Raw genomic sequence first — 22,372 nt, forward strand, 5'->3', positions numbered from 1 at the left:
CGTTGGTTGTCCCGGTACTTGCATGCAGGCGGGGTAGATTGGCAAATCCGTTTACCCGCTACCGCTGAGGTGCGAGTGGTTCTGGCTTAGGCACAGAGAAGTCATTGATGCCACGCTTCCAGGAAAAGCCTCTAAGCTCCAGCTTGTACGGAACCGTACCGCAAACCGACACAGGTGGACGGGTAGAGTATACCAAGGCGCATGAGAGAACTCGGGTGAAGGAACTAGGCAAAATGGTACCGTAACTTCGGGAGAAGGTACGCCCTTTCTGGTGAAGTATGAACGTATGGAGCTGGGAAGGGCCGCAGAGACCAGGTGGCTGCGACTGTTTATTAAAAACACAGCACTCTGCAAAATCGTAAGATGACGTATAGGGTGTGACGCCTGCCCGGTGCCGGAAGGTTAATTGATGGGGTTATCTTCGGAGAAGCTCTTGATCGAAGCCCCGGTAAACGGCGGCCGTAACTATAACGGTCCTAAGGTAGCGAAATTCCTTGTCGGGTAAGTTCCGACCTGCACGAATGGCGTAACGATGGCCACACTGTCTCCACCCGAGACTCAGTGAAATTGAAATCGCTGTGAAGATGCAGTGTACCCGCGGCTAGACGGAAAGACCCCGTGAACCTTTACTATAGCTTTGCACTGGACTTTGATGATTACTGTGCAGGATAGGTGGGAGGCTAAGAAGTACGGACGCCAGTTCGTATGGAGCCATCCTTGAAATACCACCCTGTAATTATTGAGGTTCTAACTTAGGCCCGTAATCCGGGCTGAGGACAGTGTATGGTGGGTAGTTTGACTGGGGCGGTCTCCTCCCAAAGAGTAACGGAGGAGCACAAAGGTACCCTCGGTACGGTCGGACATCGTACCATGAGTGTAAAGGCAAAAGGGTGCTTGACTGCGAGACCGACAGGTCGAGCAGGAACGAAAGTTGGTCTTAGTGATCCGGTGGTTCTGAATGGAAGGGCCATCGCTCAACGGATAAAAGGTACTCCGGGGATAACAGGCTGATACCGCCCAAGAGTTCATATCGACGGCGGTGTTTGGCACCTCGATGTCGGCTCATCACATCCTGGGGCTGAAGCAGGTCCCAAGGGTATGGCTGTTCGCCATTTAAAGTGGTACGCGAGCTGGGTTTAGAACGTCGTGAGACAGTTCGGTCCCTATCTGCCGTGGGCGTAGGAAAATTGAGAGGAGCTGCTCCTAGTACGAGAGGACCGGAGTGGACGAACCTCTGGTGTACCGGTTGTCACGCCAGTGGCATTGCCGGGTAGCTAAGTTCGGACGGGATAACCGCTGAAAGCATCTAAGCGGGAAGCCTCCCTCAAGATGAGTTTTCCCATGAAGCCCGTTGAAGACTACGACGTTGATAGGCGAGGTGTGGAAGCGCAGTAATGCGTGAAGCTGACTCGTACTAATTGGCTGATTGTCTTGACCATATAACCTGAGAGACTTCAGGTAACTCTGAAACGTGTATCTCAATCTTTGCCACTGCCGTGTGTACGGCAGAAGAGTTTTCCTGGCGACCATAGCGGTCCGGCCCCACCTGATCCCATCCCGAACTCAGAAGTGAAACGGTCCAGCGCCGATGATAGTGTGAGGTCTCCTCATGTGAAAGTAGGTCATCGCCAGGGTTTTATACGAAAGAAGCACCCCATGTGGGTGCTTTTTTTTTTGCCCTTTAATTTTCCATCAAATAAAACATTGTATTTAATGGCTTTTCGGTAGGCTGGGTTGAGTACCGCGAAGTCCGGCATCGGGTATCCCCAAAGGCCGGATGTTTTTTTCGCGCATCCTTCCCGCGCTTATCAGCGCAGGCTACGGCATTTTATAAATAAAACAATGACTTATCGGTAGGCTGGGTTGAGCGTAGCGAAGCCCGGCATCGGGTATCCCCAAAGTCCGGATGTTTTTTTCGTGCATCCTATCCCGCGCTTATCAGCGCAGGCTACGTCATTTTATTGATAAAGCAACCTTTTACACGTAGCAACTGTCTTGAGCCAAAAACTCAAGGCAGTTATCGTTTTCAGGTAAAACATTGTATTTAATGGGCTTTTCGGTAAGCTGGGTTGAGTACCGCGAAGTCCGGCATCGGGTATCCCCAAAGGCCGGATGTTTTTTTCGCGCATCCTATCCCGCGCTTATCAGCGCAGGCTACGACATTTTATCGATAAAACAACCGTTTACAGGTAGCAACTGTCTTGTGCCAAAAACTCAAGGCAGTTATCGTTTTCAGGTAAAACATTGTATTTAATGGGCTTTTCGGTAGACTGGGTTGAGTACCGCGAAGTCCGGCATCGGGTATCCCCAAATGCCGGATGTTTTTTTCGTGCATCCTATCCCGCGCTTATCAGCGCAGGCTACGACATTTTATCGATAAAACAACCGTTTACAGGTAGCAACTGTCTTGTGCCAAAAACTCAAGGCAGTTACCGTTTTCAGGTAAAACATTGTATTTAATGGGCTTTTCGGTAGGCTGGGTTGAGCGTAGCGAAGCCCGGCATCGGGTATCCCCAAAGACCGGATGTTTTTTTCGTGCATCCTATCCCGCGCTTATCAGCGCAGGCTACGTCATTTTATTGATAAAGCAACCTTTTACAGGTAGCAACTGCCTTGTGCCAAAAACTTAAGGCAGTTACCGGTTTCAGGTAAAACATTGTATTTAATGGGTTTTTCGGTAGGCTGGGTTGAGCGTAGCGAAGCCCGGCATCGGATATCATTTCATGCAACCATCCTTGGGCTTATCAGCCAATCCTAAATTATTCTATTTAAAAACAATAACTTAAAGACAAAAAAATGTGTCCATTTCATTACGATGTTTCGGCGCATCTATAACGCAGTTCCATAAAAACAAAGCAGGATGCTACGCTCTGATGCTCAGACCTTAACATCTGGCACATGCGTTTGGGTGTTCGGCTATTCCAATACCCGAACCTTTTATCATTTACCGAGATTTTGTACCGTTTTAGGGATTTTACCCGCAGAACAGTCGTATAATTTTGCACAATGGCGTAAACTGCTCCTCCAGTAACATGGTAGGCGGAGCGAGCATGGTGTCTGAGCGGCTGCTGGTTTTGATCAATACCCTTAGAAATAAGGAGGAACACGCCCCCCTGGAGCAACACGAAAATTATTTTTTAACAAAAATACGAGGTCGCTTTCCAGAGGTACGTGCAGATATGCCAATATGCCCTGACGACCTGGTTTTTTTGAAACAGGTAATGGGTGAAATATGGGACATGATTCGTGATACACACGATGATTACCTGGTTGTCAGCAGCGATAAAAGCCACTGTTGGGTTGAACTTGCAAAATCCCTGAGCAGTCCGGGGTGCTCCTGGGTGCGTGTATTAATGCCATCGACGCAAAATGTGCGAGATCCTGTCAATCTGGAGCTCTTATCTGAGCAGGACATAACCACGCTCTACCTCGGCGAAGACACACGTTACATCTATTCTGCGAAAGCCTTGCTGGAGAATGCTGGTAAAGGTCACGAATTTTCAACACATTGCTGTCACGATTTTAAACGTACACGGGCACTCTCGCTGAATGAGTTGAGACGCTTGCGCACCAAGAAGGCATTTGGTATCGACTTTAGTGCTCGTGGTAACCGCTATGATAATTTTTGGGAAATGCTGATTCGTGCCTATGTGGGGCAATGGCATAAGGTTGGACGGGCTCCAGACATTATGATGGAACCACTCTGCCAGGCTTTTCTTGAAAATGACATTGCAGGGGTTGAAAGTATTCTGCCTGAGTGGTCGCGTATGCTGACCACAAAGCCGCATATTGATGTCAACTGTTTATATGGTCAGCCTGCCCCCGCACGCCCGTGGACATACATGATTGAGCTGCTGGTTGACTGTGTTGATGTTACCGCGCCGCTGCATGCAGATGCATTGAGAATGCTTGGCGAACATGCTGTGTCTGTTTGCCGTAGAACGAATCTCTCGCGCCCCTCATCATCTCAAGACATCTCGTCTGAGGCTGAGGGAACTATGGCCAGTATTTTATCTCTTTTGCACCGTCTGGCGGAAAAAGCACCTCTTGTTAAGGAATTAGAGTCGCAGATGGCGATGATGGCCTCTGATGCATGGGATAAAACCCAGCTTGCAGAGAAGTTTAAAGAGGTTTATGCCATACGAAAGAATACTGTTTTAACGCATGAGCATGCAGGTTACCAGGATAGAACAGTAGACTTATGGGTGAGGCTCGCGCAGGCGCTGGCGCAGGCCGGTATCGTTGACAGCAACTATTATCGCTTATTTTACCCAAAACTGAATCAGGATGTAGAACCTGTTACCATGCTGCCTGTTATAGAGCATCCGCTCTCTGAATATATTCTTTCCGAGGACGAGACACACCTCATTCATCTGCCATCCTGTGAACAATATCACCAGATAAATGGTGTTTATTTTGACTGCAGTGGTAATGAGCGACCCCGCCCGTTGACACCTTGCGAAATTGCAAGGGTAAAAAATTCAGCTGAAGTTCATAGAAATTATTTTTTCAGGAATGTCATTGAGCAGGACCCTGCTGTCAGTAAGCAGGTTGTTATGAAGCTCGGTGAGCTTGCTGACCGCATTTTTTATGAGCATGGATTGCAGCTTGGAGTCAACTATACGGCCCATGAGATGGAGTGCTGTCAGCTGGCGATAACGGAGTTTGATGCGTTTTTCGCGAGCATTCATCCGCAGGAGCAGGATGCATTGAATGCGCAGACCATTACCTTGTTTAACAGAAACGGTTCATTACAGACAAAAACATTCAAGATAGTTTATAACGAGATTAAAACTGATCATTGCATGGCGCTTTGCAGCAAGTTTATTATTCAGTTAATCCTCGATTACAATGCGGAGCACATTTTTAAGCCTGAAATTAATGACAAGTCCTGGCTTGGAAACATGCGACTGCACTCTGTAAAAAAAGTCTATCAGGAATATCATATTGAGCAGGATAAGGCGATGCGGCGCATTCTTATTCTGGCATTATCATTGCTGACCACGCCATTTTCCGGCTGGAGTCTTGAGGAGCACGAGTTTTTAGGGCGAAAAAACAGGCTTACTGGAACCGGCGTTTTTGTCTTAAAAAAAATTGAAGGTGTTATTACTGGCATCGACACTCTATGTACGCGCCGCTGCTACCAGGAGGTCATGGAGTTTTTGCACAAAAAATACAATGAGGCTAATCCAATCAGTAGTTTTTTGCGTTCTGAGATAACCATCAAATGGATTAAGAGCATTCTTGACGAGCAACTCTTTGAGCCGTGCATGTACTGGTTTGAACCGGAGCTGTTGTATCTTGGGTTACTGCGCTGGAACAAAACTGATGGTTCAGGCATGAAGGATTTGGTTCGAGGCATTTTGCATCAGATAGAGAAGATTTGCAAAGCTGGCGCAGATACAGACGCTTCCTGGCGGCTTAAGGTGAACGTTTGTTTCAGAGACTGGTTGACAGGCCTTCTTGCGGAACAGCAAAATGAAGTGCTTCAATTTTTAAAAAAAATTGGTTCATCCCAAAAGTATGAGGGTCTTTTTTCGAACGTAAAATACCACCTGTTCGAAACGGCTGGTGGGCAAACGGCCGCAGTACAGCAAGGCGCATTTTTTGAGTCGATACCTGGTAATCCTTCGAAGACGCTCTGGCAGGAACTGGATGCTGCATTACAAAAGTTTAACGATACAGAAGACAACTGGCTGATTGAAGCGCGTGATGGTGTTGCAGCCCGATGTTATGAATCTGCTCATGGGGGCGAGATACATCCTGCCCGAATGTCGGCTTCTGGCTCGGTATAAATAAGCGCTCATACCTTTCTGTCGAAAATATGTGGTTGAATGTGGGGATTCGGAGGGGTATCAATGGAAAGAGTTACCTTTGATGGCGTCACCTGGAGTGGCATGAAGCTTTACTGGGCACATAACCCGGATACGAACACAGCGAGTCTGGAGTGGGGGGGCAGGTCTATTCCTTCGGTGTTGCAGGATACTCTTCGAGAATACACAGGTATTACGATTTCAAATGAGAATGCCATCATCGGTAATGTTAATGAGTTCAGTCAAACCTACCGGATGGTATCAAGTAATTTAGAGGTCGTGCATCAGTCGGCACCGCGTGTCAGACTTCCGGATATTCCTTCGCTTTCATCGTTGTCGACCTCGCAGAACCCGCCTCCGGACTCTACTAGAAGTAACAGTGATGGAGGTGCATCATCGCGACGCCCACACTCAGACCGCTCGCATCATCGCAGCCCGAAGGGCAATGGTTCTGATTCCGGGCGCTTGCGTCTGGTCAGAGCTGAAAAAAAAACACCACCCTCTCCCTCCTCCTCATCGGATGTCGCAACGCCGGTGGCGGTTGAACGGCACAGAAGTCGCCGTCTTCATCGTACACAGTCTCAGAAAACAATAGGCGTGCGTGTGAAAAAAAAACCGGTCGCGACAACTGCATCAGGCCTTACCAGTGAGATGGTAGCGGCACTTATTGTGCCTCTCAAGGCTAAAGATGCAGCGTTGCCACGGCGGGAATATCTCTCGATTACGGCTAAATCGTTGTGTGAGTCGGATGAAGCTCTACGTCGAGACACACTCGAATATCTGGGGCCTTTTGAGGAAAAATGCATTAATCCGCGCTCGGAGCAGGGGCCGCTTATTCCCTCGACCCTCTTCAGTATCAATGCCATGCATTGTGTGGGCATGTGTCAGAATAATCTGCGCCTCAGTCCGTTTAAACGCGCGCTGATGGAGGGGCTGCAGTTTCTGTTTGATGGGCCGCTTAATGCACTATACGGTAAATGGATGCAGGAAAAAGAACCCGATAAACCCACTCGAAGGTTGGTTTTTACGTATTTTCAGGAAGCGATTCGCGCCGCCATGGTCATGTCTGGCAGTATGACTGGCCCTAATGAATTTGAGCGGTTCAGGGAGCATGGACATACGTTCATGGGGCTTCTTGACAAGCAACATCTTGAAGTAATTACTGAGCAGGCAAAAGTGTTGCGTGAAAATCTTCTGCTGAGTCGTCTTCTTGTTTTAACCGGTGAATTTCCGCAGACTTTTGATGCTTCAAAGCCGGTAGATAATGCCCTGCAATGGATGGTCGCTCACCTGAGAGAGGGTTTGGCCGCTGAAACGTTATTGCCTGCACTGCAGGAAGGCATCAATAGTCTGCGTCCCATCCTAAGGCGCATTGAAACCGTGATGCTTGAGAATCAGGCGTCTAAGGCGGAGCTTGTGCAGGCGCTGAAAGAGGGAAAAGACAAAATATTCGACCGTATTTCTCTAAAGGCTCTGCTCTGTGAATCGATGGAGAAATCCCCCCATCATCGAAAACACCCAACAGGCTTCTGGAAATCAAAAAAGTCCGCGACCCTTGAGCGAAACAGGCTGGGGTTTACGCAGCTGCTTGAAGCGTTTGCGTTAGCATTCGAGGCAAGAGAATATCGGGCGTATGTTTCGATTCTAAAGCCAGAGGTTGACAAAGATATCTATTGCAGTAAGGCTATTGCCAATGCTTTTCGTGCAGTGCTTGAGGATACAAGGGGGGAGTCACCAGAGGCTCGCGTGAAGGCACTGGTTGAAAGTGTTAAACGACACATTAACGATATACCTCTGCAGGCTCGCGAAGCACAAGTCCCATGCTCCTCATCTTCCGTAAAAGGGCCGGCGTGAGAATCCGTCACACACATATCCCAGTCTCAGCAAAGTGTGATAGAATGCAAACCTTTATTGTTTGCGTTTTGAGGACTGCAATGAACGTTGAGAGCGTATACCCAAAAGTTCGTGAGATTATTGCCGATGTACTCGTGATTGATGAAGACGAAGTCAGCCTGCAAAGCCGCCTGATTGCGGACCTGGGCGCAGAGTCCATTGATTTTCTTGATCTCGTCTTTCAGCTTGAAAAAGCCTTTGGCATTAAAATTCCTCGCGGTCAGCTTGAGAAAAATGCCCGTGGTGCACTCGCTGAAGATGAATTTGAAACAGCCGGTATTCTTACGCCTAAAGGCATGGAAGCATTGAAAAACTACCTGTGTGAAGTGCCTGCAGAGCATTTTAAGGCGAACATGAAGGTTAATGAAATTCCAATGCTCTTTACGGTCGAAACCTTCTGCAAACTGATAGTTGCAGCGACTGCTGAAAACCGGACTTCAGAAGCACTTGCCTGATGCGATTCCTTTTTGTAGACCGCATTACAGCGTTTGAGCCGCGACACTATGTTCGAGGCGAGCGGACCATTAAGCAGGATGAATTTTATCTGTGTAAGGATGCGCAGGGGGAGCTGTGTTTTGTGCCCTCTCTGGTCGGTGAAACGCTGGGACAGCTTGCTGCATGGAATGTCATGCATTCCCTTGATTTTGCGAGCCGTCCGGTTGCCGGTGTTGTCTCATCGGTGATTTTTTCCGGGGCAGCGCGTCCGGGGGAAACCCTCACCCTCGAGTCTTTTATCGATGAGCTCGATGAAAAGGCGGTATCCTACCACAGTGTCGCAACGGTGGAGGGACGTGAAGTATTGCGGGTTGAGGGAGCGCTCGGGCCGTTGCTGCCGATGGAGTCTTTTATTGACAGTACAACGGTTCGCGCTCAGTTTGACGCACTCTTTCAAACAACGCCGGACCACGACTTACGCTGTTTGTCTCCCATCAACGAACGTCTGTTATGCTGTGACAAAATCACCTCTGAAACGTCTGGTGAAGGGCTGACTGGCCGTCTGTTTGTCGCGCCCGATGCCCCCTGGTTTGCCGATCATTTTCCACGCAAACCGGTATTGCCGATGACAGTGCTGATTGAGTGCATGAGCAATCTGGCGCGGGAATTTCTCGCCCGAAATGCCTTGCAGGGGTATCGCTTGCAGGAAGTGCGCAAAATTAAAATGAATGCCTTTGTGGAACCCGGAAGCACCCTGCTTGTGCATGTACGGCAGAAGGCTTGCGGTTCGGATGAACAGGTGCTTGTCCTTCGCAGTGATCTCGATGGCAGGCGGGTTTGTGTGTGTGAGATGCGTTTTTCAGCAACGGGTGGCTGAGATGAACAAACGGCGTGTAGCAATTACCGGGCTTGGCGTGGTTTCTCCGCTTGGCAACAATGTGGAAACATTCTGGTCGAGCCTTATGGGCGGCAAATCGGGTATCGCGGAAATTGCGCAGTTTGATGCGCGCGCGTTTCCCACCCGCATTGCAGCCGAAGTCAAAAATTTTTCCCTTCATCCCTCGCTTAACGGCAAGGCCTTACGCCATGCGCCGCATTTTGCGCATTATGCACTGCAGGCGGCGCACGAGGCCTTTGAAGATGCCGGCGTTCGCCCGAATGCGACGAATGCCGAACGCTGGGGGGTCGTGGCCGGCAGTGGCATGATGACGGCAGAATACGATTATCTGCACAGATTTCAAAAAATTGCGGCGCCTGTTGGCGAAGTGGACTGGGCGCTGCTGCAGGAACATGCGGATGATTTTTACCACATGCCGGATTTTGGCAAAACTACGTCCAACGCGGGACTTTCCGTGCTGGCGCAGCAGTTTGGTATCCGTGGTTATGCAAGCTCGGTGCATACCGCCTGTGCTTCAGGCGGTCAGGCACTGGGGCTTGCGCTTCAGGTGATTCGCCGTGGTGAGGCGGACTTCATGCTGGCCGGCGGCTTCGATTCCATGATAAGCCCCCTTGGTCTTTCAAGCTTTTGTCTCCTTGGAGCGCTCTCAAAGGTGAACGACGCTCCAGAAACAGCCAGCCGTCCTTTTGATGCGACCCGCAGTGGTTTTGTGCTGGGAGAGGGGGCCGCGTTTCTTATTCTCGAAGCCTACGAGCGGGCTGAGGCCCGAGGAGCGCGAATTTATGCGGAACTGGCAGGAGAAGGAAATTCTCTGAGCGCTTACCGCATCACCGATTCACACCCGAATGGAGATGGTGCCATTCAGGCGATGGAAGGCGCGCTGCGGGATGCGGGTTTGCGGGCAACAACAGTGGATTACATCAATGCGCATGGCACCTCAACGCGTATGAATGACCTCAGCGAAACCAATGCCATCAAAGTCGTTTTTGGTGAACGCGCTCCTATGGTTCCTGTCAGTTCCACAAAGAGCCAGACCGGGCACCTGATTGCTGCAGCCGGCGCGCTGGAAGCCGTTGTATCAACGCTTGCCATACACCATGGACGTATTCCGCAAACTAAAAACCGTACTACTCCCGATCCTGAGTGTGATTTGGATTACGTTGTGGAAGGGGTGCGGGAACAACCTGTGCGGGTCGTGATGTCAAATTCCTTTGGATTTGGCGGTTCTAACAGTGCGCTGGTTTTTGCGCATCCGCATGTGCGGGAGAATGAGGCATGAATACTGACAAAAAAGTGTTTATCACCGGTGCCGGCGCGATAACTGCGACCGGTACGACCCTGAATGATACGTGGAATGCCCTGCTCGAAGGACGTTCTGGTCTTGCACCCATTGAGTCTTTTGAGATTAGCACCTGGCCCAATCGGCTTGGCGGGGAAATTCGCGTGGACAAGCCAGCCGCTCTCCTGCCGGATAAAAAACTGATGAAAGCCATTTCCCGCCAGGACGTGTTTGGCATTAATGCCGCCATGCAGGCGCTGGAGCACTCGGGCCTGCCACAGTGGCGTGCTTCGCTCGAGTGCACACGCGAATTTGACGATGCCTCTGGGGTCTACGTAGGGTCGCCTGGTAATAAATACTATCAGCAATATGATTTTCTCCCGCTTATTGCGAAAACAGAAGGTAATTTGCATCCGTTTGCCGAGCAGCTTTTTGAAGAAGTGCACCCCATGTGGCTGCTTCGAATCCTGCCGAATAATGTGCTTGCCTATACCGGCATTGCGTATGGTTTAAAAGGGCCGAATCACAATATCAGCAACCATGCGACTGGTGGCGCGCAGGCTTTGATTGAAGCGGCGCATGCCATTCGAGCAGGGCAGGCTGAACGGATTGTGGTTGTGGCTTATGATGTAGCGATTGAACCACAGGCACTTTTTTATTATGAGCGTCTTGGGGTTTTGAGTGCGACAGGCGTCCGTCCTTTTGATGCAAGCCACGATGGCACGGTACTCGCAGAAGGTGCATGTGCATTTGTGCTGGAAAGTGAGGAAAGTGTCAGGGCGCGAGATGCAGCGTGCCTTGGTGAAGTGATGGGTGGCTTTTCCGCCACGGAAGCCGGCGGACTTTTTGCCTTGCAGCCAGACGGTGAATCGCTGACCGGATTGCTTGAAAACACGCTGGAAGGTCTTGGACTGACAGCCGCTGATATTGGGCTTGTGGTAGCCCATGGGAATGGCAACCCTTTGTCCGATGACAGTGAAGCCGCGGCAGTGTATAACGTTCTGGGTGATATCCCGGTAACCGCTTTCAAATGGTCGATGGGGCATACTGTTGCCGCATCCGGGCTGCTCGACGCGGTGCTCGCTGCAGAAGCCTTAAACGCAGGAGTGATTCCCGGGGTTGCGGGCTTTACCCAAAACAGCGGCGCGCCAATTAATATCAGTGCTGCCGAGAGACCGCTGGAGGGGCCGCGTTGCGCGCTCGTGATTAACCGCGGCTTTGGGGGAATGAACGTTTGCACGGTGCTGAGGGCTTGTGAATAATTCATTGCCAGACTTTACACGCATGCGAACTACCGTTGCCGGGCGGTTTCTCTATCATTGCCTGCCCTGGCGCCGGCGCATTGTGATGCAAAACATTCATCAGGTCTATGGCGATTCCCTGACTCACACCCAAAAAGTGCAGCTCGCTAAAGCATTTTATTCGCACATGGCCACTTCCCTTCGTGAAATGGTGCTGCTGCGCTTTATCAGTGAAAAAGCCCTGCGTGCACGGGTAGAGGTTCGTGGACATGAGCGGATGCTTGCAGTTGCAGCTGAAGGACGCGGTGTTCTGGTATTGACGGGACATGTAGGCAACTGGGAATTTGCGCCCCTCGGTGGCATTTTAAACTTTGAGCAGTTTCGCGGTCAGTTTCATTTTATACGGCGCACGTTAGGTGCACGCTGGATTGAGCGGATTCTCTTTCGTCGTTACTACCAGGCGGGATTACAGGTAATTCCAAAATCGCATTCCCTGGCAAAAGTACAGGATGCTCTTGCAGAGAATCATGCCGTAATTTTCGTGATGGATCAGCACGCGTCTGTTGAAAATCGTGATGGCGTGGCTGTTGAATTTTTTGGTCGTAAGGCCGGCACGTACCGAAGCCTTGCGATGTTTGCGCGCCACACCGGTGTACCAGTGGTGCCCGCCAGCGGTTATCGATTACCGGATGGTCGACATGTGCTCGAATTTCATGAACCCCTGTACTGGCAGGATTATCCGGACGCAAAAGACGCCATTTACCAGAATACCCGTATTTACAACGAAGCACTTGAACGCATTATCCTTGCCCACCCTGAACAATGGATGTGGCTGCATCGGCGATGGAAGCTCAAGGACGCGTGATTACAGCCAAAATATCCGTACAAAAATATATAAAAGACTCATCCCGATAACGGGTATAACAATAAACGCCAGAAAATTGTAAAAGTTTATGCGATTTTCAGCGGAAGCATTATAAAAAGCTTTAAATTTCAGCCAGAGTGCCTTCATGGTGACGCTGTCTCCCTCATTATTTTCATAGTTGCCGCAAGCGTTGAAATATCCCAAAGGGGAGCCGTACGATGACGCCCATGATAATTCGCCAGAAAAACGGAATATAAACCATTCGTTTCTTGCGCCGTAAAGCATCCAGGCATGCGCGTGCTGCGCGTTTCGGAGAAATCGCGAGTGCGGCCCCCTTGAGGCCAAAGGTGTTTTGAGTATCAATAAAACCGAGGCGTGCGATGGTAATGTGCCGGTTTTTAACGCTCTCCTGCTGAAGCCCCTGAAGATAGACTTCAACGGCACTTTTAGTGCCGCCATAGAGACTGTTTCTGGCGCGCCCGCGCATACCTGCGACAGAACTTAAAAACACAATCTGCTGAGTGTTTTGAGCGCGCTGAAGGCAGGTATGTACACTGTGGATGACCGATGCACTGTTGACGGCAAGCATGTTGTCGATAGTGTGTTTATCAAGCGCGTTATTATCGAGCACAAGGCCCTGCGCGAGAAAGAGAAACACTTCGCCTGGCAGATTTTCTATGGCGTAAAGGAGTGGAGTGCTGTCTTTCGCGAGGTCGCATGTCAGAATATCGCAGGGGGTTTTATAGCGCAGTCTAATATCCGCCTGAAGCACCTTTAACCTTTCGATGTTCCGAGCGACCAGCAGCAGGGGCGCGCCCTCTGCCGCAGTCATGCGGGCAAATGCTTCTGCAATCGCTGAAGTTGCCCCGACCACTATCCATAAATTTTCTTTCATGGCACCAGTCCAAGACGGCGGCCAAGATTTGAGCGCATCGGGCTTTGACAGGCTTCAAGCAGTTGTTTAAAACGCTGAGCTTCGGGATACATGCAGTCAAAGTCTTCTTTAGTCAAAAATAAATCCTTGGCAAGATATACGCTTCCGCCAAACCCTGTAATCAGGCTGTGAATGGCGTGAATGGCGCGTTTTGCTGCCGGGCCCGGGGCAAAATCCATGGCGAGGCTGAAGCCTGGTTTGACAAAAGACAGCAGGCCCTTACCGGGATTTGAGAAATATTTAAGCACCATCAGGGCAGGTATGGTTCCGGCGTCCGCACTAATGGCTAAAACCCGCTCAATGGTCTGTTCGGCAAGGTTTTCATCAATGCGCCACTGGCATTGCCACGGGCCTTCTTTGCCATAGAGCCGGTTCCAGTGTCGCAGCCGGTCGAGGGGATTATTAAAGTGGCGAATATCCATGATTTTTGCCGGGTATGCCGCCGTTCTAAAATAGAGCGCGTTAAACGCACGTAAGAGCGGCGCATAGGTAAGGCGCATTGGCAGTAGGGGCAAAGTCAGCTGGCGCGGTTCTGGTGCACCGACACCATCGACATAATCGGCGCACGTATAGAGGAGCTCTCGAGGGTTAAAGCCGTTTATCCAGGCGACCTGGTAATCGGTTGCACTGCTCCTCGTGCGCATGCAGGCGAGAAGTGCATGCAGTGAGTCAAACGCTTCTGTACTGACTGAAAGCGTACGCGGTTTTTGTAAAAGGCGCAGGCCTGCACGTTGAATAATGCCGGTAAGACCAAGGCCGCCGATGGTGGCTGCAAAGAGTTCCGGGTCTTTTTGGTCATGAATCCGCATTAGTCCCGCGCGCGTCTGCAGGTCAATCCAGGCGATATGATGCCCAAAGCTCGCGGTATGGGGATTATTTTTACCGTGCACATCATGAGCAATCGCGCCTCCGACCGTGGCCTGAAGGGTGCCTGGAAGTACGGGGGGGATAAAGGCTGCATCGACAAGGAAGAGATCGCGAAGTGGTGTGCCGGCCTCACATTCAAGAACACCGGTTTCTGCATTAAATGCGAGGAGGTGATCGAGACGACCGGTCTCGGCTATAAGCCCGCCGTCATTAACCGCGCTGTCGCCATAGGATGCCCCGCGACCGCGTGCAAGCAGCCCGTTATGCGCCGCCTGCGCCAGGATATTCGGGATTTCGTCGGTACTTTGCGGGCGCACATGGGTGGCGCGCGAACAAACGGAACGCCCGAAATTGGAAAAAACGGTTTCTCGCTCGCGCATGGGATAATCTGTCGGTTAACTGTAATCAGTGTAACAGAGTCCTCGGCGGTCTAAAAAGCCATTACCACAATTTTGGATGACTATCCGGTACCGATGATGACGCACAGTTGTCTTCAGCATCCTTTAATTCCGTAAGCCTGAAAAAGAGTGATTGCGCCAATGTTGCTTGTGCGGATGTTGCTTTTTTGGCTGGTGAGGCTTGAAGGGCGTCTTGTTCCATTTTCGCGCTCATCGAAAGTGCCTGCATGGCTTCATCGTAGAATGCGAGAGGTTTTTCAATGCCGAGTTCTTCGATGTCACTGGTACAGGTCGTGGCGTGAATGGCCGTAACATGCGTATGACCCCTGAAAGAATCCGTATGCCGCGGGTGGTCATCCACAACTACAAAGCGGGAATCAAGCGAGCAGAGGGTTTGTCCAGAACGCTTGAGCCACGCATCGAGGCGGATGTTTTTCGCTAAATGACGTACGCCGTTGAAGTCCCGTTCAGGATGAAGCCGCATCGCATTTAACGCATTCAAAACGGGCGCATTAACAAGCGCTTCATATGCTTTGGCACTCAGGCCATCCAGGGCAAAATAGAGATAATCAAGAAGGTCCTCTTCATTCCATGCGCCTGCTGTCAGAAAGATGACCCCCTCGTGGTGGTCACAGGCATGGTTAATAAGTTTTACCAGTTTGTCCGCATTGATAAGCTTAACCTCATAAGAGCGGTCACAAACCACTACCGTATCCGGGTGAGACAGGGTATGAAAAGTGGTATCAACCTTAGATTCATCACGCTGTGCAGCGAGGACGGTCAAGTCCAGATCTAAAACTAACCATGCCATACATAATGCCCTAAAAAAAATCATATTGTACATCTTAGGGCAAATGCAGTCAATATGTAGATTTTTTGTCTCTATCGTATAAAGCAGGTTCAGTCTTGAGTGCGCCAGGTTCACGCAGGCGAAAATGCCGGCGGCAGGTTGAGACATACATGCTGTTGCCACCAATGACTACCTGCTCACCTTCAGACAACACATTGCCTTCTCTATCAAGGCGCAAAATCATGCTTGCCTTACGCCCGCAATGACAGATGGTTTTAAGTTCAACCAATTCATCGGCAAGTGCCAGTAGGCGCTGGCTGCCTTCAAAGAGTTCGCCGCGAAAATCGGTGCGAAGCCCGTAAGCAAGCACCGGAATATTGAGAAAATCAGCAATGTCGGTGAGCTGCTCGACTTGGGCGCGGGTCATGAACTGTGCTTCATCTATCAACACACAGGCAGGCTTTGGCGTGTGTTCCTCGGTCATCTTCAAGAGATTGTCGTTCGCATCAAAAATCAAGGCTGTCTCACTTAGACCGATGCGAGAATGCACGCTTCCGGCCTGAAACCGGGTGTCTATGGCGGGTGTGAAGAGCAGGGTGTGCATGCCCCGTTCGCGATAATTGTAGCTTGACTGTAAGAGCACGGTACTCTTGCCGGCATTCATTGCGGCATAATAAAAATAGACCTTGGCCATGATTGTATCCCGATGGGAAAAGGACGGATGGTAGCATAAGGTGCGCACAGGCTTCATCTGATACCTCAGGAACCTTGTCGGTAAGAATAGAAAATGTCTAATTCATCAGCCTGTTTTATGCAATCCCATCTGTGTGCGGGACAAAAAATCGTTGTCTTCCCAGAGCTCATGCTGGAGTTGGCCCCGTGCCGGCACATGGAAGGGCGGGGACCTATGCGGGATGAGGCACGGAGCCGACGCATGGAACGATTCAGCCTGGTCACGGTACAAAAATACACGTGAATCCCCCGGCGCGGAAAAAATGTCCTGTTGCACAGGCAATCCCATAATAATTTCTTAATATTAATTGTGCATAATGTGCACTACTGTAGTGCATTATGAGGGAATTAATTAATGAAAACCTATCATGCTCCCAAGCCTTCCATGTCTGCCTCCCAGTTGACAAAGTCTATTCTATATCGAGTATTTTTCCCGCCCATTTTATTGTGGGATTTTGCGAAGTGGGGAGTAAACAAATTTTTAGGTGAAATGGTGAGTTATATCGTTTTACCTGCGCAAGACGCGAAACTTGAAGATTACAGCGACAGTGATTCATATTCACAGTCTCCTCCTGGTTTTTATAACCATGATGATGAAGAAAATAACAGCGGAAGAGATTTAGATTCACGACTTCCTTCAGATTCTGATGACAGCGATGATGGTGATAAATTAGCAGCTAATTTATACACTAAAAGTGATGTATCCCATACAGTGTATACCCGATTATCGCAAGAGTACCTGAAAGTTATCACTCATGATGGCGCTTCGTTAGACACGCTGCAAATTACACCACGGTCTTTAGTCAATACGCCTGACAATCAAAAAAAGTATATTAACGCCGTGTGCAACTTTTAATGGATAAGAGAGTGGATGCTTGAAAGGCACAGCATAATTTTGTAAGTTCTTGATTTTCCGACGATCCAGGACTACAAGGAGTATGCTGTGCCGGTTGAGGATTTTATCATTAGTACTTTTTGTTTGATAGATTCCCTTTACAAAAAGGCCGTTATCACAAAGTTGAGAACCCGAGGCTTTGCACCCAGGCTCTCCGATCCCGAGGTGATCACGATAGAGCTGGTTGGCGAGTTTCTCGGGCTTGATACCGATAAGGCAATTTGGTCATATTTCAAGCGACACTGGCAGAATTGGTTTCCCGGGCTTGGAGACAGGACGAGCTTCGCCAGGCAATCAGCCAAGTTGTGGGCCGTTAAGCAAAGCATTCAAAAATTGCTGGCCGGGAAACTGGGTACCTTCAATGACTCACTCCATATGTCTGACGGATTTCCTTTGCCAATTTGTCACTTCAGGCGCGCTAACTTTTCCCGGTTGTTCTCAGAGGCCGCCGCTTATGGCTACTGCGCCTCAAAAAATGAGCGCTATTATGGGTTCAAGGGCAATCTGTTGATTGACTCACAAGGCGTCATTACCGCCATAACCGTCACACAGGCAAACATTGATGAACGAGAGTCCGTCTGGGATAATCTCGACAACGTACAGGGCATGATTATTGCTGATAAGGGATTGATAGGCCAAGATTTTCAGGAACAAATCCGACAACATACGAATGTTACCCTGCAAACGCCTCTGCGCTCCAATATGACAGACCCACGCGGCTCAGATTTTAGCAAGTGGCTCGTATCTACCCGCAGATTGGTTGAAACGGTGATTGGGCAACTGACAGAGCGCTTTCATATTCAAAAAGTCAGGGCTCGCGACCTCTGGCACCTGACCAGCAGAATCGGACGAAAAACCTTGGCGCATACAATTGGATGCTTTCTTAATCACAAGCGAGGGGCAAAATTAACCCAGTTTGATGGACTTGTCGCCCCGTTGTAAGTTGCACACGGCGTATATTATTAATTTTGTTGGTAACGCATCGTGTTACGAAGATGTGATTGAACCCATGAAGGAAAACGCGAAAGACTTAAACCGCGTAGTCATTGGTTTTAACCTCAGGGGTGTTTTAAAAAGCTCAGGCCAGGCGAAGTCTAAAGATGACCTGGTCAACGATGGTATTGCACAAGTACAGCGACTTCTAAACGCTGGCGTTCCTTCACGGAATATCATACTAAAGGGACATTCGCTGGGCGGGGCGCTGGCCACCATGGTGGCTCATCACTTTCACCAACAAGGGCAACCGCTGTATCTCTTTAACGACCGTTCGTTCTCCTCCATCACTAACTTTGTTGTCGGTCTTATTCGTACCGCGGGAACTGAGACAGGACATCGCGAAAGTTTTGGCATGAAACTGCTTGGCTGGATGGCCAAACCCTTTATTAAATTTGGAGTGAGCCTCGTAAAATGGGAAATTAATGCTGATGATGCCTATAAAGCGATTCCAGAGGCTTATAAGGAATATATCCTCGCTCGAAGCCAAAAAACTGACAGAGACGAGTCTGCAGATGATACAGTTATCACACATTATGCATCACTGCATCATGCGCTTAAGTCTGAACGGCGCGCGCAAAAAGACGAGCTTGAAATTGGTATTTCAAGGCTCGAAAATAATACAAATTCCGATGATAAACAAAGAACAGAAAAACTGGCAGCCTTAAAAGCTAAAAAAGAGCACTTCAAAGCAAGAAAAATGCACTTTTTTTTGCCTCAGTATGATGCTCACTGTGCTAGCCTTACAGACTTAAAGAATCGCACTGGCCAGAATGGAGAAGTATTTTTCAAGGCCTTTATAGACCGGGCAGATGAGCATCAACGTGGGAGTGCGCCTCAGCATACGATGTAACTTAACAGACCCGTGTATATGTCACCTGTTCCTGACCCAAAGACACTCTCATAAGGCATCCGCACCACGCACGATGGTGCGGATGAGATAATGAGGATACGCCCTAATCCGAAAATTGACATCAAGACATTATTTATATGTCATATTGACATATATATCATATTGACATATTCTTTATATTAAATACTTATGAGCGAAAATAAATTTTGCGTATCATTTCTAAGAAAAAACTTCGCGATTATTATACAAGTAACGTCCAGTCTGAAATCCCACTGACAGAGTGGTACTACAAAATGTTAGAGACAAAGGCGTCTAATATTTTTGAGTTGAGGCAGGTTTTTAACAGTGTAGATCCTGTATATGGCTACACTATCTTTAATATTGGCGGTAATAATTATCGTTTAATAACGGCGATGCATTATAATACCCAAACTTGTTATGTCAGAACAATTTGGACTCATGCTGAATATGATAAACCAGTTAATAAAGAAAAATTAAAGCGAGGTGATTTATGAAGGCTCTTGCTATCAATTACATCGATAATAAAACTAAACATAAATTTCATTTACCGCTAACCCTGTTTAAAAAACCAACGGATGATAAAGAATATAAATATCTTGAAGAGATTCTGGATAAATTAATTGACGAAGTTCGTGATGATGAAAATCATCCTCTGGCATTGGCAATGCAGATTATAGGTGAGAATTTAGAACAATATGATAATGAGCATTTTCCTTTGATTGGTGAAAATGTAACAGATGTTGAGATGATTAAATATCTAATGAGTATCCATCAACTTCATCAAAAAGATCTTGCTTCTATATTTGGTGGACAGGCAAATGTTTCCAAATTTCTAAATGGGCAACGAAGCTTAGGAAAAAATCAGATATCTGCGCTAAAAAGAAAATTTAAAATCAGTGCCGACTTTTTTCTAAAATAGGGCTCTGGATGCTGTCGACATATCGTATGACGACAGCATCTAAGATTTAGGGCCGTTTTCCTGTCAGGATTTTCAAAAGCGTATTGGTCATCTGTCGGAAAAACTGTCTCACCAGCTGGCGAAAAAGCGTACTTTTTCCGATGGCGGTAATCACAGCAGGGGTTTCCCAGGCGCTTTGTGTGTCAGTGGTTTCAGAAGGTGGCGATTCCCTCGATGGGGTCGCGAGTATCTCATGTGCTGAGGTTCGCTCCACGCGTTTGCCATACCGTGCCATCAACGGAGATACTGCCAGCAGGCTTTTCAGCTCGCCTGCCTCAAGCGGTCCCATGCGCGACTCTGGGGGGCGCACGGCGCATTGCACGAGCGGAGTCGGCTGGCCTTTGGCGTCCAGCGCACACACGAGAGCGTCTCCGATGCCAAGCGTCATCAGCACATCTTCAGTCTTATAGAATTCAGACGGCGGGAAATTCTCAGCCACGAGCTTCATCGCCTTGCGGTCTTTTGCCGTAAAGGCGCGCAGTGCATGCTGGATTTTTAATCCGAGCTGACTGGCGATTGCCTCAGGAATATCATTGGGCGATTGCGTGCAGAATACGATGCCAACGCCTTTAGAGCGAATCAGTTTGACGGTGGTGTCCAACAGCTGCATGAGTGCCTTTCCGGCATGCGCAAACAGGAGATGCGCCTCATCGAGAAAGAGCACCAGTCGCGGTTTTTCCGGGTCGCCGATTTCAGGCAGGGTGCGGTACACATCTGAGAGCAGCTTAATCATGCAGGTGGAAAAGAGCGCCGGTTTATCCTGAAGGTTAATGAGTCGGATAATAGAAAGAACGCCATGTCCTGCCGGGTCGGTGCGCAGGAAGTCGTTGATATCAAAGGGTGGCTCTCCAAAAAAATGGTCGCCCCCCTGGGCATCCAGTTCAATCAGTTTGCGCGCGATGGCATCAAGCGAGCTGGTAGACACTCCGCTAAAGCGCGCCTGTAAATCGGCGCGTCCGGCTTCTCCCTGAACATGCCGCATCAGGCTTTTGAGGTCTTCAAGGTCAATGAGCGGAAGTGTACAGGCTTTTGCATATTCAAAGAGCACGGTCATCACAGCACTTTGCGTGTCATTCAGGTCCAGCATGCGAGAAAAGAGCACCGGCCCAAAGGAGGCGATGGTTGAGCGCAGCGGTACACCGTCATCGCCCTCACCGAGGCAGAAAAATTCTACGGGGTTTGCATGCGGGTTGAAAGGCAGGTTCATCGCCTTCGCGCGCTCAAGCAGAGCTTCTGTGGCGTTTCCAGGCATGCCAAGTCCTGAAATATCACCCTTGATGTCCATGACTACGCACGGCACGCCGTTTTCTGAGAGCTGTTCGCACAGTACCTGAATGGTTTTGGTTTTACCGCTGCCTGTGGCACCGGCAATCAGACCGTGGCGGTTCAGAGATTTTAAGACCAGATTAACGGGCGCGTCGGTCAGCAGAGTGTCGTTGACCCGCATGGCGCCGAGGGTCAGAGTAGTATTATCAGAAAAGCGCCAGGCGGCGCGAAGTGCATCATACATGCTGTGGTCCATTTGAGAATTCCTGTACTCAGTATAAACCGCACGCCTCCTTTCAGCCATGTTTTCTGGTGAACGGATTGGCATGCTTTGTGCGTTGCAAATAACAAAGGGAATCAACGGATGTTGCGACAGGGGGAATGCATGGAACATGACAGCGCCTGCGTGCAAAAGCCTGTACGGGTGATTGCCATTACCGCTGGTAAGGGCGGGGTCGGCAAGAGCACCGTGGCACTAAACCTTGCTGTAACGCTTGCCGCGAGGCAACAAAATGTGGTGCTGATGGATGCTGACCTCGGTCTTGGCAATCTTGATATCATGCTTGGCCTGCATCCGCGGCAAAATCTTTCCCATGTGGTGCGCGGGGTGTGCGCTATTGAAGACATTCTTGTTGAGGGGCCATGCGGGGTCAGGATTATTCCGGCAGCTTCCGGTAATGATTTTATGGCGGAATTAAGCCCGGTTGAACACGCGGGTTTGATTAATGCCTGTAACGCGCTTCCTGACAATCTCGACTGCATGATAATCGATACAGCCGCGGGTATTTCTGACACGGTTCTCAGTTTTGCGCGCTCGGCACAGGAAGTGGTGGTGATTGTCTGTGATGAGCCGACATCGATTACCGATGCCTATGCACTGGTGAAAGTCATGAGCCATCGCTATGGCTGGACACACTTTCGCGTACTGGCGAACGGGGTTTCCAATGCGCGTGATGGGCGAAAGCTTTTTGACAGGCTTTGTCGAGCGGCAAACCAGTTTTTGAACGTGCACCTGACCTATGCCGGCGCGATTCCCATGGATGAGCACGTGCGCCTCGCCGGGCGCCAGCAGCAGCCTTTCGTCCTCGCTTTTCCCGAATCCCCGGCCAGCAGAGCGCTTAAGGAGCTCGCTGAAAGCATAGAGAACTGGCCACCAGTGCAGGGCGTTGGCGGCAACACCAGCTTTTTCCTCGAGCGCATGGTTGCCAAACCGATTTCTGTTGACGGGAGAACGTTGTGAA

Annotated in this window: 18 protein-coding genes and 2 rRNA genes (1 of these 20 running past the window's edge); 15 read left to right on the forward strand and 5 right to left on the reverse strand. The window is 49.5% G+C overall.

Annotated features, from left to right (window positions below; genetic code table 11):
• From E4T54_RS09720 to E4T54_RS09760, 9 genes are all read left to right on the forward strand, one after another.
• A 23S ribosomal RNA gene (locus tag E4T54_RS09720) occupies positions 1-1,439 on the forward strand (it extends 1,450 nt beyond the left edge of the window).
• Between the two features lie 79 nt (positions 1,440-1,518).
• A 5S ribosomal RNA gene (gene rrf / locus E4T54_RS09725) occupies positions 1,519-1,634 on the forward strand.
• Positions 1,635-3,221: 1,587 nt separating this feature from the next.
• Entirely contained in the window at positions 3,222-5,795 is a 2,574-nt protein-coding gene (locus E4T54_RS09730; protein ID WP_131793765.1) for a hypothetical protein, read from the forward strand.
• A gap of 63 nt (positions 5,796-5,858) precedes the next feature.
• On the forward strand, positions 5,859-7,667 hold the full coding sequence (locus E4T54_RS09735; RefSeq protein ID WP_028386836.1) for a hypothetical protein: 1,809 nt from the start codon (positions 5,859-5,861) through the stop codon (positions 7,665-7,667).
• Between the two features lie 80 nt (positions 7,668-7,747).
• On the forward strand, positions 7,748-8,161 hold the full coding sequence (locus tag E4T54_RS09740; protein WP_028386835.1) for an acyl carrier protein: 414 nt from the start codon (positions 7,748-7,750) through the stop codon (positions 8,159-8,161).
• Entirely contained in the window at positions 8,161-9,018 is an 858-nt protein-coding gene (locus tag E4T54_RS09745) for an ApeI family dehydratase (protein ID WP_028386834.1), read from the forward strand. Before E4T54_RS09740 ends, E4T54_RS09745 begins: the two co-directional genes overlap by 1 nt.
• A 1-nt stretch (position 9,019) precedes the next feature.
• Entirely contained in the window at positions 9,020-10,318 is a 1,299-nt protein-coding gene (locus E4T54_RS09750) for a beta-ketoacyl-[acyl-carrier-protein] synthase family protein (RefSeq protein ID WP_028386833.1), read from the forward strand.
• Complete coding sequence (locus E4T54_RS09755; protein WP_028386832.1) at positions 10,315-11,580, forward strand: beta-ketoacyl-[acyl-carrier-protein] synthase family protein; 1,266 nt, start codon at positions 10,315-10,317, stop codon at positions 11,578-11,580. Before E4T54_RS09750 ends, E4T54_RS09755 begins: the two co-directional genes overlap by 4 nt.
• A gap of 22 nt (positions 11,581-11,602) precedes the next feature.
• Positions 11,603-12,424 carry a lysophospholipid acyltransferase family protein gene (locus tag E4T54_RS09760; protein WP_028386831.1) on the forward strand — a complete coding sequence of 274 codons (822 nt, stop codon included), beginning with the start codon at positions 11,603-11,605 and terminating at the stop codon, positions 12,422-12,424.
• Between the two features lie 172 nt (positions 12,425-12,596).
• Here E4T54_RS09760 and E4T54_RS09765 read toward each other — a convergent pair whose 3' ends face one another.
• The 4 genes from E4T54_RS09765 to E4T54_RS09780 all read right to left on the reverse strand — a co-directional run bounded on the left by E4T54_RS09765 (position 12,597) and on the right by E4T54_RS09780 (position 16,107).
• On the reverse strand, positions 12,597-13,319 hold the full coding sequence (locus E4T54_RS09765) for an SDR family NAD(P)-dependent oxidoreductase (protein ID WP_028386830.1): 723 nt from the start codon (positions 13,317-13,319) through the stop codon (positions 12,597-12,599).
• Positions 13,316-14,605, reverse strand: a complete 1,290-nt coding sequence (locus E4T54_RS09770) for an FAD-binding oxidoreductase (RefSeq protein ID WP_028386829.1) — start codon at positions 14,603-14,605, stop codon at positions 13,316-13,318. Before E4T54_RS09770 ends, E4T54_RS09765 begins: the two co-directional genes overlap by 4 nt.
• Positions 14,606-14,666: 61 nt before the next feature.
• Positions 14,667-15,434, reverse strand: coding sequence for a hypothetical protein (locus E4T54_RS09775; RefSeq protein ID WP_028386828.1), 768 nt, complete (start codon positions 15,432-15,434; stop codon positions 14,667-14,669).
• Positions 15,435-15,483: 49 nt separating this feature from the next.
• Positions 15,484-16,107 (reverse strand): thymidine kinase, encoded by a 624-nt coding sequence (locus tag E4T54_RS09780; RefSeq protein ID WP_028386827.1) that lies wholly within the window; start codon positions 16,105-16,107, stop codon positions 15,484-15,486.
• Positions 16,108-16,500: 393 nt separating this feature from the next.
• Between E4T54_RS09780 and E4T54_RS09785 the strand changes: the two genes are divergently transcribed.
• The 5 genes from E4T54_RS09785 (at position 16,501) to E4T54_RS09805 (ending at position 19,826) form a co-directional block, all read left to right on the forward strand.
• Positions 16,501-17,001 carry a hypothetical protein gene (locus E4T54_RS09785; RefSeq protein WP_028386826.1) on the forward strand — a complete coding sequence of 167 codons (501 nt, stop codon included), beginning with the start codon at positions 16,501-16,503 and terminating at the stop codon, positions 16,999-17,001.
• A gap of 87 nt (positions 17,002-17,088) precedes the next feature.
• Entirely contained in the window at positions 17,089-17,982 is an 894-nt protein-coding gene (locus E4T54_RS09790) for an IS982 family transposase (RefSeq protein ID WP_058387092.1), read from the forward strand.
• 67 nt (positions 17,983-18,049) lie between these two features.
• Positions 18,050-18,886 carry an alpha/beta hydrolase gene (locus E4T54_RS09795; protein WP_162150890.1) on the forward strand — a complete coding sequence of 279 codons (837 nt, stop codon included), beginning with the start codon at positions 18,050-18,052 and terminating at the stop codon, positions 18,884-18,886.
• 293 nt (positions 18,887-19,179) lie between these two features.
• Positions 19,180-19,401 carry a type II toxin-antitoxin system HigB family toxin gene (locus E4T54_RS09800; RefSeq protein ID WP_081776763.1) on the forward strand — a complete coding sequence of 74 codons (222 nt, stop codon included), beginning with the start codon at positions 19,180-19,182 and terminating at the stop codon, positions 19,399-19,401.
• Positions 19,398-19,826, forward strand: a complete 429-nt coding sequence (locus tag E4T54_RS09805) for a helix-turn-helix domain-containing protein (RefSeq protein ID WP_035902466.1) — start codon at positions 19,398-19,400, stop codon at positions 19,824-19,826. Before E4T54_RS09800 ends, E4T54_RS09805 begins: the two co-directional genes overlap by 4 nt.
• Positions 19,827-19,872: 46 nt before the next feature.
• On the opposite strand, the gene E4T54_RS09810 is transcribed toward E4T54_RS09805, so the two are convergent.
• Complete coding sequence (locus E4T54_RS09810) at positions 19,873-21,375, reverse strand: helicase HerA-like domain-containing protein (RefSeq protein WP_028386599.1); 1,503 nt, start codon at positions 21,373-21,375, stop codon at positions 19,873-19,875.
• Between the two features lie 141 nt (positions 21,376-21,516).
• On the opposite strand from E4T54_RS09810, the gene E4T54_RS09815 reads away from it, so the two are divergent.
• Entirely contained in the window at positions 21,517-22,371 is an 855-nt protein-coding gene (locus E4T54_RS09815) for a MinD/ParA family protein (RefSeq protein WP_035902460.1), read from the forward strand.
• Position 22,372 lies beyond the last annotated feature (1 nt).

This window comes from Legionella geestiana (assembly GCF_004571195.1).
GTDB lineage: Bacteria > Pseudomonadota > Gammaproteobacteria > Legionellales > Legionellaceae > Legionella_B > Legionella_B geestiana.

Bases quoted from the DNA above. Each gene is read 5' to 3' on its own strand.
- E4T54_RS09730 (WP_131793765.1), top strand. From the start codon at position 3,222: ATGGGTGAAATATGGGACATGATTCGTGATACACACGATGATTACCTG.
- E4T54_RS09735 (WP_028386836.1), top strand. From the start codon at position 5,859: ATGGAAAGAGTTACCTTTGATGGCGTCACCTGGAGTGGCATGAAGCTT.
- E4T54_RS09740 (WP_028386835.1), top strand. From the start codon at position 7,748: ATGAACGTTGAGAGCGTATACCCAAAAGTTCGTGAGATTATTGCCGAT.
- E4T54_RS09745 (WP_028386834.1), top strand. From the start codon at position 8,161: ATGCGATTCCTTTTTGTAGACCGCATTACAGCGTTTGAGCCGCGACAC.
- E4T54_RS09750 (WP_028386833.1), top strand. From the start codon at position 9,020: ATGAACAAACGGCGTGTAGCAATTACCGGGCTTGGCGTGGTTTCTCCG.
- E4T54_RS09755 (WP_028386832.1), top strand. From the start codon at position 10,315: ATGAATACTGACAAAAAAGTGTTTATCACCGGTGCCGGCGCGATAACT.
- E4T54_RS09760 (WP_028386831.1), top strand. From the start codon at position 11,603: ATGCGAACTACCGTTGCCGGGCGGTTTCTCTATCATTGCCTGCCCTGG.
- E4T54_RS09765 (WP_028386830.1), bottom strand. From the start codon at position 13,319: ATGAAAGAAAATTTATGGATAGTGGTCGGGGCAACTTCAGCGATTGCA.
- E4T54_RS09770 (WP_028386829.1), bottom strand. From the start codon at position 14,605: ATGCGCGAGCGAGAAACCGTTTTTTCCAATTTCGGGCGTTCCGTTTGT.
- E4T54_RS09775 (WP_028386828.1), bottom strand. From the start codon at position 15,434: ATGGCATGGTTAGTTTTAGATCTGGACTTGACCGTCCTCGCTGCACAG.
- E4T54_RS09780 (WP_028386827.1), bottom strand. From the start codon at position 16,107: ATGGCCAAGGTCTATTTTTATTATGCCGCAATGAATGCCGGCAAGAGT.
- E4T54_RS09785 (WP_028386826.1), top strand. From the start codon at position 16,501: ATGAAAACCTATCATGCTCCCAAGCCTTCCATGTCTGCCTCCCAGTTG.
- E4T54_RS09795 (WP_162150890.1), top strand. From the start codon at position 18,050: ATGAAGGAAAACGCGAAAGACTTAAACCGCGTAGTCATTGGTTTTAAC.
- E4T54_RS09800 (WP_081776763.1), top strand. From the start codon at position 19,180: ATGTTAGAGACAAAGGCGTCTAATATTTTTGAGTTGAGGCAGGTTTTT.
- E4T54_RS09805 (WP_035902466.1), top strand. From the start codon at position 19,398: ATGAAGGCTCTTGCTATCAATTACATCGATAATAAAACTAAACATAAA.
- E4T54_RS09810 (WP_028386599.1), bottom strand. From the start codon at position 21,375: ATGTATGATGCACTTCGCGCCGCCTGGCGCTTTTCTGATAATACTACT.
- E4T54_RS09815 (WP_035902460.1), top strand. From the start codon at position 21,517: ATGGAACATGACAGCGCCTGCGTGCAAAAGCCTGTACGGGTGATTGCC.